The 15,147-nt window shown below is 69.8% G+C and carries 14 protein-coding genes and 1 pseudogene; 9 read left to right on the plus strand and 6 right to left on the minus strand.

Going from position 1 to position 15,147, the window contains the following annotated elements; translation table 11 throughout:
• Positions 1–14: 14 nt before the first annotated feature.
• From ACQP2X_RS38530 to ACQP2X_RS38540, 3 genes are all read right to left on the minus strand, one after another.
• Positions 15–896 carry a molecular chaperone DnaJ gene (locus tag ACQP2X_RS38530; protein ID WP_498690393.1) on the minus strand — a complete coding sequence of 294 codons (882 nt, stop codon included), beginning with the start codon at positions 894–896 and terminating at the stop codon, positions 15–17.
• Positions 893–1,624, minus strand: a complete 732-nt coding sequence (locus ACQP2X_RS38535) for an NUDIX hydrolase (protein WP_498690394.1) — start codon at positions 1,622–1,624, stop codon at positions 893–895. Before ACQP2X_RS38535 ends, ACQP2X_RS38530 begins: the two co-directional genes overlap by 4 nt.
• Before the next feature lie 192 nt (positions 1,625–1,816).
• Positions 1,817–2,107: a DUF1540 domain-containing protein gene (locus tag ACQP2X_RS38540; protein WP_097327373.1), complete on the minus strand. Its 291-nt coding sequence runs from the start codon at positions 2,105–2,107 to the stop codon at positions 1,817–1,819.
• 327 nt (positions 2,108–2,434) lie between these two features.
• Here ACQP2X_RS38540 and ACQP2X_RS38545 point away from each other — a divergent pair, with 327 nt between their 5' ends.
• Both ACQP2X_RS38545 and ACQP2X_RS38550 read left to right on the plus strand, forming a co-directional pair.
• On the plus strand, positions 2,435–4,999 hold the full coding sequence (locus tag ACQP2X_RS38545) for a beta strand repeat-containing protein (protein WP_498690395.1): 2,565 nt from the start codon (positions 2,435–2,437) through the stop codon (positions 4,997–4,999).
• Between the two features lie 216 nt (positions 5,000–5,215).
• On the plus strand, positions 5,216–7,015 hold the full coding sequence (locus tag ACQP2X_RS38550; RefSeq protein ID WP_498690396.1) for a hypothetical protein: 1,800 nt from the start codon (positions 5,216–5,218) through the stop codon (positions 7,013–7,015).
• 109 nt (positions 7,016–7,124) lie between these two features.
• Here ACQP2X_RS38550 and ACQP2X_RS38555 read toward each other — a convergent pair whose 3' ends face one another.
• Positions 7,125–7,877, minus strand: coding sequence for a hypothetical protein (locus ACQP2X_RS38555; RefSeq protein ID WP_498690398.1), 753 nt, complete (start codon positions 7,875–7,877; stop codon positions 7,125–7,127).
• Between the two features lie 174 nt (positions 7,878–8,051).
• Here ACQP2X_RS38555 and ACQP2X_RS38560 point away from each other — a divergent pair, with 174 nt between their 5' ends.
• From ACQP2X_RS38560 to ACQP2X_RS38575, 4 genes are read left to right on the plus strand one after another with little or no spacing between them, the layout of a single operon-like run.
• Positions 8,052–8,651 (plus strand): sulfite oxidase-like oxidoreductase, encoded by a 600-nt coding sequence (locus ACQP2X_RS38560; protein WP_097327367.1) that lies wholly within the window; start codon positions 8,052–8,054, stop codon positions 8,649–8,651.
• On the plus strand, positions 8,621–9,379 hold the full coding sequence (locus ACQP2X_RS38565) for a ferredoxin reductase (protein WP_498690400.1): 759 nt from the start codon (positions 8,621–8,623) through the stop codon (positions 9,377–9,379). The genes ACQP2X_RS38560 and ACQP2X_RS38565 overlap by 31 nt, the downstream gene beginning before the upstream one ends.
• A complete protein-coding gene (locus ACQP2X_RS38570) occupies positions 9,376–9,720 on the plus strand; it encodes a DUF6510 family protein (RefSeq protein ID WP_498690401.1) in 345 nt (114 codons plus the stop codon). The genes ACQP2X_RS38565 and ACQP2X_RS38570 overlap by 4 nt, the downstream gene beginning before the upstream one ends.
• Positions 9,721–9,733: 13 nt before the next feature.
• Positions 9,734–11,722: a UvrD-helicase domain-containing protein gene (locus tag ACQP2X_RS38575; protein ID WP_498690403.1), complete on the plus strand. Its 1,989-nt coding sequence runs from the start codon at positions 9,734–9,736 to the stop codon at positions 11,720–11,722.
• Positions 11,723–11,726: 4 nt separating this feature from the next.
• On the opposite strand, the gene ACQP2X_RS38580 is transcribed toward ACQP2X_RS38575, so the two are convergent.
• Positions 11,727–12,110, minus strand: a complete 384-nt coding sequence (locus tag ACQP2X_RS38580; protein WP_498690406.1) for a hypothetical protein — start codon at positions 12,108–12,110, stop codon at positions 11,727–11,729.
• Between the two features lie 334 nt (positions 12,111–12,444).
• Here ACQP2X_RS38580 and ACQP2X_RS38585 point away from each other — a divergent pair.
• From ACQP2X_RS38585 to ACQP2X_RS38595, 3 genes and pseudogenes are all read left to right on the plus strand, one after another.
• A pseudogene (locus ACQP2X_RS38585) lies at positions 12,445–13,068 on the plus strand (SGNH/GDSL hydrolase family protein); the annotation flags it as partial.
• Positions 13,069–13,126: 58 nt separating this feature from the next.
• Positions 13,127–13,393: a hypothetical protein gene (locus ACQP2X_RS38590; RefSeq protein ID WP_498690408.1), complete on the plus strand. Its 267-nt coding sequence runs from the start codon at positions 13,127–13,129 to the stop codon at positions 13,391–13,393.
• 27 nt (positions 13,394–13,420) lie between these two features.
• Positions 13,421–14,182, plus strand: coding sequence for a DUF427 domain-containing protein (locus tag ACQP2X_RS38595; protein ID WP_498690410.1), 762 nt, complete (start codon positions 13,421–13,423; stop codon positions 14,180–14,182).
• Here ACQP2X_RS38595 and ACQP2X_RS38600 read toward each other — a convergent pair.
• Positions 14,179–15,120: a 50S ribosomal protein L11 methyltransferase gene (locus ACQP2X_RS38600; protein WP_498690412.1), complete on the minus strand. Its 942-nt coding sequence runs from the start codon at positions 15,118–15,120 to the stop codon at positions 14,179–14,181. The genes ACQP2X_RS38595 and ACQP2X_RS38600 overlap by 4 nt on opposite strands.
• Between the last annotated feature and the right edge of the window lie 27 nt (positions 15,121–15,147).

Below are 15,147 nucleotides of genomic sequence, written 5' to 3' on the forward strand. Positions count from 1 at the left end.
GTCGTTCTCCTTCTCTAGAGCGTGAAGGGCCGGAACGTCCGCGGCCCGTAAAGGTTGTCGAGCAGGTCGTCGAGCTCGCCGAGCAGCGACCACGCGTCCTGCGGCCGCATGCGCGGCGCGTCGTAGAGGCAGCCGCGGGCGAAGCGCCGCATCGGCTCGGGCATGTCGGTGATCCGGGCCATCAGGGCGGTGGCCAGGTAGATGTCGGTGGCCGGGGTGACCACGCGGTCGCGCTTGACCTCGGGCGGGTAGTGGTGGTCCTTGATGACGGCGCTGACCCGGCCGCCCGAGTAGCACCAGTCGACGAGGGCGACGCCGTGCTGCTCCGGGTGGATCAGCACGTGCTCCTCGAAGACAGCGCCGTGCACGACTCCCGCGCGGTGGGCCCAGCCGAGCCCGGTCAGCAGCCGCCGCCACATCCAGGCCGCGTCCCGCGGGTCCAAGTTCGTTCCAACTTTGGACAGCGGCACGAACCCGTCGAGCTTCTCCAGAACGTTGACCCGCCGCCGGCGCCGCTGCCCGTCCTCATGGACGTAGGTCGTGAGCAGCCGGGGGGCGTACGGCCGGAACTTGGGGTCGCCGTTGATCTCGAGCTTTTTCAGCGCCGCCGCCTCGGCCTCCATGAGATCGTTGTCGGCCGGGTCGCGCGGCACCTTGACCAGCCCGCCCTCGCCGGGCCGCAGGTCCGCGATGTCGCCCACGAGCACGGCCCGCTCGTTGTAGAGGCGCGCCAGCTTGGCGAAGACCCGGGTGGCGGTCGCGCTCTGCGCTTCGGTCACGGTGTCCGGGTGTACGGCCTTGGCGAGCTTCCGGTACGCCGCGTCAGCCTCCCCTTCACCGAGTTCGGCGTACGTCGTGGCCGCTTCGATCCTCGCGACCGCTTCGAGGAAGGTCATCGCACACCGTCCTCGCGGGTGGGCCGCAGCAGAGCCGGGTGCAGCAGGCGGGCGTCGCCGGCCCGGTAGAGCTTGGCCTTGGGACCGCCCCGCTCCCCGCCCCGGACCGTGGTCTCCCCGGTGCTCTCGACGAAGCCGGGCACGGAGAGCACCTTGCGGTGGAAGTTGCCGGCGTGCAGCTCCTCACCCCAGACCGAGGCGTACACCTGCCGCAGCTCGCCGATGGTGAACTCGTCGCCGACGAACGCGGTGGCCAGCGGCGTGTATTCGAGTTTCGACCGCGCCCGGTCGAGCCCGTCGGCCAGGATCGTGTCGTGGTCGAAGGCCAGTCCGGTCGCCCGCTCGACCGGCACCCACTCGGCCCCGGCCGCGTCGGAGCCGGCCCGCGGCTCGGGCAGCCCCGGCGCGAAGGCGAGATAGGCCACCGAGAAGACCCGCATGCGAGGGTCACGGCCCGGATCGCCGTACGTCTTGAGCTGCTCCAGATGAACCTTGCCGAGCGCCGTCTCCTCCTGGAGCTCGCGCAGCGCCGCGCCGTCGAGCCCTTCCTCACGGACGAAGCCGCCCGGCAGCGCCCGCCGCCCGGCGAACGGATGCTCGGCCCGCTCGACCAGCAGCACACAGAGCTCGCCGTCGCGGATGGTCAGCGCCACCACGTCGACGGTGACCGCGACGGCCGGGTAGGCCCCCGGGTCGTACCCGGCCAGGAACTCCGCTTCGCTCGCCATATTGCCCTCACTGTGAGATTGACTCGGACTGAGAACAACCTAACGCGGACGGCCCCCGGCGTCAACCCGTGTCAACACGAACGGCGGCGCCGCGCCGCCCCACCCATAAAGAAAGGCTCACCTAATAAAGGCGAGCCTTACCTACAGAAAAGCGCCCGCCTTTAGTGGGCGGGCGCTTTCTCAGGTTTGTTTTCAGCGAGCCTCGTACGTGAGGCAGTCGGCCTTGTCGCCGGACGCGCCCACCACGATCGCCGGCGCGTGGCACTCGAGGTCGCCGTTGTGCACGCAGTCGGACCGCTTGCAGGCCCCCACCTGCGCGAGCGGCTTGCCAGTGCCGCCCTTGTCACCGGTCTCGACGTAGGTGTCGCACTCCGCGTTCATGCTGCCGATGGTCACCGCGAACGCCGTACAGCCATCGTGGTTGTAACCGCACTGGGTCACCGTGCAGGTCTGCACCCGGGGCATTTCCAGAGCCTGAGTCATGATTCGTCGCCTCCCATTTCTCGCATCCCGTTCGCCTCGACGATAAACCATTACCCAATCAACGCCTAACGACACCACCGTTAATGTAAATGAGGTAAGGCATTCCTAAATTCAACTTCTCAGCGCTTCCTGCCCCGCCGAGAGGCAGCTCCCAGTACCATCCCCGACCCCTTTATGTCCGACATATCTTGAACTTCACCGCTTTTAGTCAGGAAGCACTCATAAATAGCTACGCTTCCCGCGAGACGGCCCGCGACGGTTCACCGCATCGCCGGGCCCTACCCCATCCACAGACGTGGTCCATAGAGACCCGTAGGAGGACCTCGCATGCGCAAGTCCCAGTCCAAACTGAAAGCCCGGCTGCTCGGCGCCGGGCTTACCGCCGGGGCGGTAGGCGCCGCCGTCCTGGTGGCTCCGACGGCGGCCTTCGCCTCCGTCACGCTGTCGTCCTCGACCGCGACCCCGGGAACGACCATCACGGCGACGGTCAACACCGGCGTGTTCGCCAGCACGGCTCAGCCCTACATCGTCCTGACACCGGTGGCGAACACCTGTAACGCCGACTCCACGGTCACCGCGGCACAGAGCGGCGCCACCTCGGTCGTCGCCACCGAGACCGGCGACCCGACGGCCACCTTCGTCGTCCCGTCGGCGGCCACCCTGGGCATCCCGACCGGCACCGTCTCGAAGGACTTCAAGGTCTGCACCTACGCCGGAACGACGGCGAGCGGGGCCACGCTGGACGCGGGTCCCACGCTCACGGTCACACCGTCCGTCCAGACGCCCGGTGGTGGCGCGCTGGGTACCCTGTTGACCAACAAGCAGCCCAACAGCTCGTACTTCAGCGGCACGCCCGGCATCATCTTCACGACCAACTCCACCTGCCCGGCCACGTACACGACCAGCATCTCCGGTCAGACGACGGCCGCCGCCACGAACATCACGCGGGTGGACAGCACGACCCTCACGTTCAACACGCCGAGCAACCTCGCCCTCGACACGGGCGGCGTGGCCAAGGCGTACAAGGTCTGCTACTACAACGGCACCGCGAGCTCGAGCACCGCGGTCCTCGACAACCCGCAGACCTTCGTGCTGACCCCGGGCATCGGCTCGAGCGCGACCACCGGCCCCAGCGGCGGCAGCAACACGCTGACCTTTACCGCGCCGAGCGGCAGCACGCCGTTCACCACCGCCTCGCCGGCCGTCGTGTTCTCCCTGACCGGCTGCCCGGCGACCTACGGCAGCCCCGCTGCCGGACGCATCGGCACCAGCGTCACCAAGTCGTCGACCAGCGCGCTCACGGTGACCGTGCCGTCCGGCGTGACCGGCACGGGCCTGAGCACGCCCTACACGGCGTGCTTCTACGGGGCCGCCAGCACCGCCGAAGCGCTGATCGGCGCGAGCGCGTCGACCTACAGCGTCAACATCCCGGCGATCACGCTCAGCAGCACCGTCGGCGCGGCCGGCGTCACCAATGGCATCACGGCGACGTCCTCGTCGAACTTCCTGCTCGGTGTGACCTCGCTGGGCGCCAACTACGTCACGGCCGACCGCTGCCCGGTGACCTACACCGCAGCGACGTCCGGCATCGTCGAGGGCGCGGCCAACTCGGTGCGTAAGCTCGCCAACAACCGCCTCGCGGCCACCGTACCGGTCCTGACCCTGACGAACTCGTCGCCGACCGTCTACCAGGCCTGCTTCTACAACGGCTCGAGTGCCGGTCAGAGCACCCTGGTCGCCACCGCGCCGTACACGGTCATGAACCCGCACACGGTGTCCAGCGTCGCCCCGACCTCCGGCACCGTCCTCGGTGGCACGGAGATCGTGGTCACCGGTAGCAACTTCCCGACCACGGCCGGCTCGATCACCGCGACCCTGGGCGGCATGCCGCTGCTCAACATCACGCCGGTGAGCCCGAACGCGTTCACCGCGACCACGCCGATGCACGCCGCGGAGAACGACGCCACGCTGGTGGTCACCACCATCGCGGGTTCGCGGACGCTGGCGAACGCCTACTCGTTCCTCAACGACATCGTCGTCTCGCCCAACACTGCCCCGAACACCACGCGGGCCATCGACCTCACGGTCAAGGGTGTCGGATTCTACGGGGTCACCTTCGGAACGGCCGCCGCCAACGCCCACATGTACCTGGTCAACGGCACCTATAACCCGTCGGACATCGGCAGCAGCACCAAGGCCAACGGCCCGCTCTCGGAGTGCACCGACGTCCTCGTCATCAGCGACAGCGAGCTCATCTGCACCCTGTCGCTCAACCGCCGGTTCGACGCCAGCGGCGCCGCGATCAACCCGACCACCTACGCGGGTGCCGCGACGGCGGCGACGACCACGGCCAACAGCCGCGTGATCACTGCGACGACCGGAACCTTCAAGCCGGAGGACGTCGGCCTGACGATCACTCACGCCGGCGCGGCCGCGGGCACGCGCATCGCCCGGGTGCTGAGCTCGACCACGGCCGTCATGGACCGTGACCCGATCGGCGCGAGCGCCACCACGTCTCTCACGGTCGGCGGCGCGCTGCGGACCAACGCCACCGTAGATATCTCCGGCAGCGGCGTCTACACCATCACGGCGGATGCGGGCAGCTTCACCAGCGCGGACATCGGCCGCGCGATCAGCGGCACCGGCCTCAACGCCAGTGGCGTCACCTTCATCACCGCGGTGGCGGCCGGCGGTGGCTCGGCGACTGTTTCGCTTCCCACTGCCAGCTCGCAGACCGACACCACGGTCAGCTTCTTCAACCCGATCGCGGTTCCCAACGGTGCCTTCACCCTGACATTCGTCACGGACGGCTCGTTGAACGCGCACACCAACCCGGACTACAGCCAGAGCGTCGTCTCCAGCGGCTCGACCTTCACGGTCGCACCCGCGTAGTCCATCTGTTTCACCGAGGCGGCCCGGGACTCTCCCGGGCCGCCTTGCTTTTGGCCAGTTCATACCACGGCTAAGAGCATTTTTCGCGAATTTCATACTCTACAAAAATCGCCCTATAAGCCGCGTTACGCTCCGTGCGAGACGGCCCGCCGTCCTCGTCACGCGCGGGCTCACCCATTCCAGAACGCGGTTCTTGAAACCGTAGGAGGACCTCGCATGCGCAAGTCCCATTCCCAGACCGGCAACCGGCCTCTGCGCGCCGGTATCGCCACGGCGGCGACGGCCGCCCTGGTGGTCGCCGGTACCGCCAGCCCCGCTCTCGCGGTGGCGGTGGACGGCACACTCTCGACGAACGTCGCCCCACTCGGAGGCGGCGTCAACGTCACCCTCACCGCCACGGGCGCCTTCACCGGCATCACCGCCGCGAGCGGCCGCTTCACGACGACCACGTGCGCCGGCACCTTCGGCAGCACGAGCTCGAGCAATCCCGCGATCGCGGTGACCATCCCGGCGAACCCGGCCAACACCGTCACGCTCGCTGTTCCGGCCCTGGCGGCCGGCTCCTACAAGGCGTGCGTTTACGGCGTCAGCAGCGGCAGCGTGGCCAGCGGGACGCAACTCATCGCCCAATCGACCGACAGCCTGGTCGTGAGCGCCCTCAACACCAAGCCGGTGTTCAGCCCATCGGCCGGCACGTCGGCCGGCGGCACGAGCGTGACCGCCACCGGCGTCGGCGCCTATCTGGCCGGCGCCGGCAGCACTCTCGGCGTGACCTTCCGGACCACGGCCTGCACGACGCCGTACACGGCGACCGCACCGATCGTCGCGACGACCGGTACCAAGAACTCGGCGAACACCATCGCCACGTTCACGGTCCCGACCACGCTGCCGTCGGCTGCCACCTACAACGTCTGCATCTACGCCGGCACCGGCTCCACCAGCGCCCTGCTTGCCACCAACACGTATTCGGCGCTGCCGACGTCGACGGTCAGCCCGTCGTCCGGCAACTCCGGCGGCGGCAACACGATCATCGCGACCACCAAGACCGCCACGATGTCCGCGGGTACCACCCCGGGCGGCCTCTTCACCACGGCGGCGTCCTGCCCGGCCGACGTGACCTCGGCCGGCGTGGACGACGAGGTGGCCACGGTCACGCGGATCTCCACCACCAAGGCCGCGGTCGCGGTTCCGGCCGGTGTCGAGCACTCCGGCTCCGGCGAGACCACCCCGTGGAACCTCTGCCTCTACGCCAACGCCACCGACGGCGCACTTCTGGCCGTGCCTACGGCCTACAGCGTGGCCGAGGAACTCGACGTCAGCACCGTGGACATCACGCCTGACGGCGGCCCGGCGCAGGGCGGCCTGCCCATCACCGTCGAGATCGTCGGCGGTCTGCCGCCGGCCGGTGGCACGATCTCAGCCTCGCTCGGCGGAAGCCCGCTGGAGAACATTGTCATCCTGGGCGATGACTCCTTCACCGCCACCACGACCGCGCACGCGGCCGGCGCCACGCGGCTCAGCGTGACCACCGCGGCCGGCACCCAGAGCAGCACGACCGACGACTTCACCTACTCGTACGGCATCACGTCGACGCCGAACACGGCCACGTTCGAAGACACCTCGGTGACCCTGGACATCCTCGGTTCCGGATTCGACGCCCTCAACTTCGCCTCCGCGGCCGAGGCCACCGTCTCGACCGCGCCCGGTGACGGCGTGGGCGTCTTCCTGGTCGCCAACGGCTGGTTCGCCGCCATGGACACGGCGAACAGCGTCATCGCGACCGGCCTCGTCAGCCAGTGCATGGATGTCACCAAGATCAGTGACAACGAGCTCATCTGCACGCTGGACCTGACGAAGAAGTCGAGCGACTCGACCGGCTTCTATGCCGCGGGTTCTGTTCCTCGCGGCGTCTACAACGTCGCGCTGGTGGAAGACTCCAACGCGGCCGCCATGGTCGTCGACGACAACGTCTCGCGGATCTCCAGCGGCTCGATCTTCACCGTCGCCGACTACTGATCCTCAACTGCCACTGGACGGCCCGGAGCTTTCGGCTCCGGGCCGTTCTCGTAGCACAAAGAGATCCCCCGGGCCCTGTACGGGCCCGGGGGATCTTCGTTCGGCACGGTCAACCCAGCTTGGCCCACTCGCTGGCGATGACCTCGGCGCTCTTCTCCGTGGACGGCTTGCCGTCCTGATCCACCAGCACCGTGACGACGCTCTTGCCGACCGACGTACGCCAGCAGAGGAGCATGTTCGGCCGTACGGAGGGCTTGGAGTTGTTGCTGAACTTGAAGTTCTGCGTGCAGCTCATCGAGCCGGTCTTCTTGCCCTTGTCGGCCGCCCACAGCAGCTCGCCGGTGCCGGTGAGGTCATGCTTGGCGGTGATCACCCGCAGCGTCCCGTTCGGCAGCTTCTCGTTGCGCTTGTTCACCGGGCCGGTCTTGGCGTTGGGGGCCGCTGTCAGCGCCCTCTGCACCGGGTGACCCTCCTTCGCGGCCTTCTCCCGGGCCTTCTTGATCTGCTCGTCGACGCTCAAGCTCTCCGACGGTGTGGGTGTCGGGCTGCTCGTCTGTTTGATGGCGCCCTTGGTCGGGGCCACCGTGTCGGCCTCGGCGGTGGGCTCGGGTGAAGCGGGTGGCGCCCCGGTGGCCGTTGAGGCCAACGGGGCCATCGCACCCGCGTCTCGGGTCTCGGTGGTGGCGTTCCGGTCGGTGACCTGGGTCGTGACGAAATACGCGCCGGCCCCGAGCACGGCCAAGCCGGCCACGCCGACCACGGCCTGCTTGGCGCGCTGCTTGCGGCGCTGCTGCTGCCGGTCGGGCATCGCCGACTGGTACACGCCCTCGTCGCCGGACCGATCTTCCTCTGGAAGGCTCATCTCAGGAATCCTCAAAGATCTCGGCTTGCGGTCCGCCGTGGCGGACTCCGAACACCTATGGTCCCAAAGAGCCGGATAAATCGGGCCGAAACGACTAGGCGCGGGTCTGAAACCGGACGTGACGCTGCGTACGTCGGGCTCCCCAGCCCTTGATCATGCGGTTTACTCAGCACCATGGCCATCATTTCCAAGGGATTCGGCGGGCGGCGGCGCGAGTCCGTCCCCGGCCTGCCGCCCGGTCAATACCTGACCCACGACTTCCCGGTGCTCTCGGCCGGGCCGACCCCGCGCATTCCGCTCGATCGGTGGCGCTTCACGATCCAGACCGAGACCGGCGACAGCAAGAGCTGGAACTGGGACGAGTTCATGGCGCTGCCGGCCGAGGATTACACGGTCGACATCCACTGTGTCACCAAGTGGTCCAAGCTCGGCACGACCTGGCGCGGCGTCTCCCTCGACACGCTGATGGAGCAGGTGGAGTCGGCCGCCGACTACACCATGGTGCACAGCTTCGGTGGATACACCACGAACGTCCCGATGGAGGACCTGCTCGACGGCAAGGCCTGGATCGCGTACAAATTCGACGGCGAGGATCTCGCGCCGGAACACGGTGGGCCGGCCCGGCTCGTCGTGCCCCACCTTTACTTCTGGAAATCGGCGAAATGGGTCAACGGGATCCAGCTGATGAACGAGGATGAGCCCGGCTTCTGGGAAGCCGCCGGCTATCACATGTACGGAGACCCATGGCTGGAACAGCGGTATCAGGGCGACTGACCTGGCGGGCGGCGACGCTCGCGGAGGCGCGCTGGGAGACACCGTCGGCACGCACGCTCGTGCTCGACGTCCCCGACTGGCCAGGCCACCTGCCCGGCCAGCACGTCGACGTGCGCCTCACGGCCGAGGACGGCTACCGCGCCCAGCGCAGCTACTCGATCGCGTCGGCCTGGCCGTCCTCCGGCGAGGGCCAGGTCGAGCTGACCATCCAGCGCCTCGACGACGGTGAGGTCTCGCCCTACCTGACGGACGACGTGCAGGTGGGCGACCAGATCGAGCTGCGCGGGCCGGTGGGCGGCTGGTTCGTCTGGCGTTCCAAGAGCACGTCGCCGGTGACGCTGCTGGCCGGCGGCTCCGGTGTGGTGCCGCTGATGGCGATGATCCGGGCCCGGGCCGGTGCGGGGACCAAGCAGCCGTTCCGGCTGATCTATTCGGTCCGTACGCCTGAGGACACGCTCTACGCCGACGAATTGCGCCGGCGGATGCGCGACGACGCGGGCCTCGACGTGCACTTCGTCTACACCCGCAAGACGCCCGACGGCTGGCCCACCCCGCCGAAACGTATCGACGTGGCGGCCGTGAACACGTACGGTTGGCCGCCGGACTTCGCACCGGACTGCTACGTCTGCGGTCCCACGACGTTCGTCGAGACCGCCGCGGACATTCTGGTCGCGCTCGGCCACGAACCGCGCCGCATCCGCACCGAACGCTTCGGAGGCACGTCGTGAGCGATCCCGACGCCAGCGCACCCGTCGAGGCGACCACCCTCGACGGCAGCACCCTCGACGGCAGGGCTCTCGACGGCAGGGCTCTCGACGGCAACGCGATGGCCGGCGACCTGCGCGAGATCTTCGCGGTGGACGTGACGGCCGCCCGGTACAAATGCGCGGGCTGCGGCCACGCCGACGCGGTCGCCACCCTGACGCTGTGGGGTGGGCCGGCGGGCGGCCGGGTGGCCCGCTGCCCGCACTGCACCGACGTCGTGGTCCGGGTGGTGCGCGCGCCCGACCGGGTCTTCCTCGACCTGCACGGCTGCGTACGCCTCGAAGTGCCCCTGACGGACGACTGAGCCGGCCCGGCGGATGATCGGCGTGGACGGCGGCGACGAGCCGGAGAGTTTCGCGCGAGCCGACGCCGACCGGAGCGATGCTCTCCTCGCCGACGTGCGCCGGGGCACGGCTCAGGCCGGGCCGGACTTCGTGGCGACGATCCGCGCCGCGCAGGACGAACTGGTGCGGGCGCCGGCCGAGAGCCTGCTGGTGATCCAGGGCGGCCCCGGCACCGGGAAGACGATCACGGCCCTTCGCCGGGTGGCGTGGCTGCTCGACGACCCCGACACCAAGCTCACCCCGGCCGATGTGCTGGTGGCGGGGCCTTCACCGGCGTACGCCCAAGAAAGCCGCACCCAGCTCGAAAGCTGGGGCCACCCCGGGGTGCGTCATCAGTCGATCGCCGGCTTGCTGCCGCGGGTGGCGACGGGCCGCGGCGAATCGCTGTACGTGACCCGGCTCAAGGGTGAGGCCCGCATGGCCGGGCTGCTCAGCCGTGCACTGGAGTCGCGGGAGAAGGGCATCCCGGCCGGGGTGAGCGCGACCGTGACCGTGCGGGGACGGGCCGTCACCCTCGACCCGGCCGCCGTCCAGCGGGTGATCGTCACCGCGCGGGCCAGCGAGGCCACGGCCGGCGACCGGCGGCGCCTGCTGCGGGCGGTCCTGGTCGCCGACAGTCCCGACCCGGCCCTCGTGCTGGAGGCGGCCGACCTGCTGGCCGAGCTGATCTGGCCGGAGTTCTCGGCCGCCGCGTTCCTGAGCGACCTGTTCGCCTCGCGCGGCAAGCTCGCCGCGGCGGCCGGCGAGGAGTTCACCGACCGCGAGGTGAACGCCCTGTGCCGTCAACCGGGCGACTTCGGCGAGGCCGACCTCGCCCTGCTCGACGAGACGGAACACCTGGCCGGCACGGAGCCGGCCCGCTTCGCCCACGTGGTGATCGACGAGGCTCAGGACCTCTCCCCGATGCAGCTGCGCGCGCTGTCCCGCCGCTCGGTCAACGGCTCGCTGACAGTGGTCGGCGACATGGCCCAGTCGACCGGCCCGTGGGCCCGCGACGACTGGAACGAGGTGCTGGCGCACCTGCCGTCCCCGCTGCCCCACGTGCACCGGGAGCTGCGCTTCGGCTATCGCATCCCCCGCCAGATCTTCGACCTGGCGGCCGAGCTGCTGCCCACGGCGGCCCCGAGCGTCCAGCCGCCGACGACGGTCCGCGAAGGCCCGTCCGACCCGGTCATCTCCCCGATCGTCGACCCCACGGAACGGGCCGCCGTCGTGGTCGCCGCGGCGTCCGACCACGCGGCCGACGGCCGCTCGGTCGCCATCGTCTGCCCACCCCGCTGCCGCGACGACATCGAGGCGCTTCTCAAACAGGAGGACCTTCCCTGGGGTACGCCTCCGAGCGCCCCCGCCGGCCCCGACCCCACCGGCCTTGACCCCGCCAGCCTTGACCCCACCGGCATTGACCCCGCCAGCCTTGACCTCGTCGGCCCCGGCGCCGCGAGCCCCGGCCCCGGCGGCGGCCCTGGCCCCGCAAGCCGTCGCCCCGCGAGCCCCAGCCCCGCAAGCCCCCGCCCCGCGCCCGCCACCGGCCCGGCGATCATGCTGCTCAGCCCGCACGAAGCGAAGGGCCTGGAGTTCGACGTGGCGATCGTCGTCGAGCCCGGCTTCATCGTCGACGACGACCCGCGCGGGCACCGGTTGCTCTACATAGCTCTGACCCGCGCGACCGGCCACCTGCATCTCGTAGGCGCCCCCGAAGACCTGCCCGCCGACTTCACTTCGGTCTCGGCACCACCGGCAGCGGCCCCGGAACCATCGCCCGAGCCATTGGACGCCGCGGCGGCTCCCGTCTCGAGCCCGCCGATCGTCTCCGCACCCCCGGTCCCCCTCGATCCGGCGGTGCGCGAACAGATCGACATGGTGGCGCACGCACTCGCCGAGACCCTGCTGGCAAACCTGACGCCGGAGTTGTGGCCGGTGGCGCTCGACCGCTTGATCGAGTTGATCAGCCCCGACCCGTGAGGGCTCAGCCGCGGAATCCGCTACGCAAGCGCTGGGCGAGCGAGCCGGGCGCGCGCGGGGCCGTCGCCGCCGGGCGTGGGGCCGGCGACGGGCGTGAGCGGCCCACCGGGCGGTCGTAGTCGGCGGTGGCGATGGCCTCGGTGATCTGGCCGTCGCCGAAGTTCTCCGACTCGGGGATCGAGGCCACGAAGCCGACCAGGATGCCGTTGCGCATGATCTGGGCCTCGAGGCCGGCCGTGCCGTCGTTGTCCCAGATGGCCTCGCGGCCGTCGGGGAGGACGACTCTGATGCCGTATTGCGTGATGCCCGCCTGCGGCAGCTTCACATGGGCGAAGACATTGCGCGCGCGTAGCGTTTCGACGATCCGTCGAGCCCGTTCTTCTTCCATGTGACGAAGCTAGTGCGGACGGCTGGACGCAGCCTGAAGATCGCCTGTGGCGGCCGTGTGAATCCGCCACGAACGAATGACCTCGATGAACGCTACTCCCGCGTAACAAGAATATCGACGCATATCTTTTCTCAGTGGCGCGGCTTACCGTGCGGTGACCGGAGCGCTCCGGCTTCCTCTCCCCCACGGACCGGAGGCCACCCCATGAGCAGGCGACTGTTCGTCCTTCGCCGGCACCGCCACCAGTGCCGCCGCGGCCGAAGAGAACACCGACTACGTCGCGCTCGGCGACTCCTATTCGTCGGGCGTCGGCGCGCCCTCGCAGAGCGGCACCTGCCTGCGCAGCCCGTACGGCTATCCCGCGCTCTGGGCCGCTCGGAACAGCCCGAAGTCGTTCACCAATCTGAGCTGCGGCGGCGCCGTCACCGGCGATGTCCGGAGCACTCAGGTGCCGGCCATCCCGGCCGGGGCCGACCTGATCAGCATCACGATCGGCGGCAACGACGCCGGCTTCGCGCCGACCGTGCTGAGCTGCCAGGTCTCCAGCGACGCGGCCTGTGTGCAGACGGTGGCCGCGGCCCGGGCCGACATCACCGCGACGCTGGGCGCCAAGCTCGACGCCACGTACGCGGCGATCGCGGCCAAGGCGCCCGGCGCCCGGGTCGTCGTGCTCGGCTATCCGATCCTGTTCGACACGTCGTCGGCGTACTGCGGGCTGGCCGGGATGAGCCTGACCAAGCGCCGCGCGCTCAACGAGGGCGCCCAGGTGCTCGACGACCTGATCGCCCAGAGAGCCCAGGCCGCCGGTTTCGTCTGGTCCGACGTCCGCGACGAGTTCCAGGGCCACGGCATCTGCTCGTCGAGCCCCTATCTCAACGGCCTCACGATTCTCCCGCCACAGAACTCCTTCCACCCCAATGCCAACGGCTATCGGTACGGCTATCTGCCGGCCCTCTAACTCAAGCGCACCCGGCCGGGACCTTCGCCTGAGGGCCCGGCCGGTCACTCTTGTCGCCATGGCCAACGTCTACGCCCTGCTGCTGCTCCTCGATGTCGCTCTGGTCGCCTGCGCCCTGATCGACTGCTGGAACGCCGACGAGGACAAGATCCGCCTCGCGCCGCGCGGCGCGTGGACCTTCGCCATCCTGCTCGTGTCGCCGTTCGCGGCGATCGCGTGGTTCGTCAAGGGACGTCCGGTTCCTCCGGTACGCCTGCGCGAGCGGCCCGTCATGATCGCGCCGGACGACAATCCCGAGTTCCTGGCCACGCTCAACAAACGCTGAACCCGGCTTCCCGGGTTAGCGTTGGCCATGGGTATGACGAGTGACTATCCGCGTGAGATCGCTGCGGTCAACCAGATGGAGCCGTCACCGCGACGCGTGCGGGCGACGCTGAACGGGCGGGTCGTGGTCGACACCACGCGCGCCGTCTACCTGTGGGAGATATCGGCCTACCCGCAGTACTACATCCCGATCGAGGATGTCGCCGCCGACGTGATCGTCGACGAGGAGCACGAGCAGCGCCTGAGCCGCGGCCGCCCCCGCCGCCTCGGGTTACGCGTCGGCGACGTACACCGCGAGGCCGCGGCCCGGCAGTACGTCGAGAGCAAGCTGCCCGGCCTCGAGGGCCTGGTCCGCTTCGAGTGGGACGCGCTGGACGCGTGGTTCGAGGAGGACGAGGAGATCTTCGGTCATCCGCGCAACCCGTACCACCGGGTGGACGCGCTGCGTTCGACCCGCCACGTGCGGGTGGAGCTCGACGGCGTCGTGCTGGCCGATTCGCACGCACCGGTGCTGCTGTTCGAGACCGGCTTGCCCACGCGGTACTACCTCGATCGCACGGCGGTCGACTTCGCGGCGCTGACCCGCTCGGAGACCCGCACCCACTGCCCGTACAAGGGCTACACGAGCGACTACTGGAACGTCGCCGGCCAGGCCGACCTGGCCTGGTCGTACGGGCAGCCGTACCAGGCGGTGGCCGCGATCGCGGGTCTGGTCGCGTTCTACAACGAGAAGGTCGACACCTACGTGGACGGGCAGCTGACGGAGCGGCCGGTCACGCCGTTCTCCTAGACGTGGTGCGGGCTGCGCCAGACGGTCACGCCGTCCACGGCCAGCGTGTAGTCCGGGTGCACGCCGTCGTCACTGGTCCGCCGGGTGAACCCGATTCGTGCGCGGCCGGCCAGCGGCGCGGGCACGTAGACCGGCGCCCACGCACGGGTGCCACCGTCCAGCGTGTCCACCTCGCCCCCGGCCGACGCGACCGCCACCCGCGTCCAGAGGAGCAGGCCTGTCGCTTTTCCACTGACAAGCTCGACTTCGACCGACATTTCGGGCAGGGGCGCGGCGCGGCGGCTGTCGAAGACGTCCGACTCGACGACGACCGGAGCGGAAACGAGCGCCGACGCCGCCGGCCCACCAAGGCAAAGCCGCAGATCAAACGCCCCGCCACCCGACAAGCGGCCACCAGCGGCCGCGACGACCCGGTCGAGCAGCGGCCGGCACGACGGGTCGAGCGCAGGCGTCCCCACGTCGACGGCCGCGATCATCGTGCGTGCCCGAAAGGGAATCCACACGCAGTCCGGCGTGCAGAGCCGCTCCCGGCAGTCGTTCAGGATCGGGATCGCGCCCTCGGCCGACGCGATGTTCCCGAGGATCTCGGAGACGCAGACCTCGGCCCGCACGGGAAGTGTCTGATCCGCGGCGAAGCCGGCCAGCACGGTTACCTGTTCCGAGAATCCGGCCGCGGCGACGGCCGCGCGCGCCGCCTCCGCCGCCGCCGGGGAGGCCTCGATCGCGTAGACGTGCCGAGCCCGCGCCCGCGCCGCGACGAGCGCCCACAACGCGTCCCGCCCGGTCCCCACGTCCAGCACGACCCGGCCGGGCGCCGCGACGGACAGCGCCTCCGCATAGGCCCGCCACCGCGCGTCCGGAGCGGCCAGCCCGTCGTAGACCGTGTCGTCGTAGACCGGGTACTCCCCCATCGAGGGGAACAGAACGAACGACCGCACCCGCCAAGCATGCGCGAGGTTCCGGAT

Source organism: Actinoplanes sp. CA-131856, from assembly GCF_050956135.1.
In the GTDB taxonomy this organism is placed as follows: domain Bacteria; phylum Actinomycetota; class Actinomycetes; order Mycobacteriales; family Micromonosporaceae; genus Actinoplanes.

Coding starts and splice junctions, on each gene's coding strand:
- ACQP2X_RS38530 (WP_498690393.1), bottom strand. CDS start 896: ATGACCTTCCTCGAAGCGGTCGCGAGGATCGAAGCGGCCACGACGTAC.
- ACQP2X_RS38535 (WP_498690394.1), bottom strand. CDS start 1,624: ATGGCGAGCGAAGCGGAGTTCCTGGCCGGGTACGACCCGGGGGCCTAC.
- ACQP2X_RS38540 (WP_097327373.1), bottom strand. CDS start 2,107: ATGACTCAGGCTCTGGAAATGCCCCGGGTGCAGACCTGCACGGTGACC.
- ACQP2X_RS38545 (WP_498690395.1), top strand. CDS start 2,435: ATGCGCAAGTCCCAGTCCAAACTGAAAGCCCGGCTGCTCGGCGCCGGG.
- ACQP2X_RS38550 (WP_498690396.1), top strand. CDS start 5,216: ATGCGCAAGTCCCATTCCCAGACCGGCAACCGGCCTCTGCGCGCCGGT.
- ACQP2X_RS38555 (WP_498690398.1), bottom strand. CDS start 7,877: ATGAGCCTTCCAGAGGAAGATCGGTCCGGCGACGAGGGCGTGTACCAG.
- ACQP2X_RS38560 (WP_097327367.1), top strand. CDS start 8,052: ATGGCCATCATTTCCAAGGGATTCGGCGGGCGGCGGCGCGAGTCCGTC.
- ACQP2X_RS38565 (WP_498690400.1), top strand. CDS start 8,621: ATGGCTGGAACAGCGGTATCAGGGCGACTGACCTGGCGGGCGGCGACG.
- ACQP2X_RS38575 (WP_498690403.1), top strand. CDS start 9,734: ATGATCGGCGTGGACGGCGGCGACGAGCCGGAGAGTTTCGCGCGAGCC.
- ACQP2X_RS38580 (WP_498690406.1), bottom strand. CDS start 12,110: ATGGAAGAAGAACGGGCTCGACGGATCGTCGAAACGCTACGCGCGCGC.
- ACQP2X_RS38590 (WP_498690408.1), top strand. CDS start 13,127: ATGGCCAACGTCTACGCCCTGCTGCTGCTCCTCGATGTCGCTCTGGTC.
- ACQP2X_RS38595 (WP_498690410.1), top strand. CDS start 13,421: ATGGGTATGACGAGTGACTATCCGCGTGAGATCGCTGCGGTCAACCAG.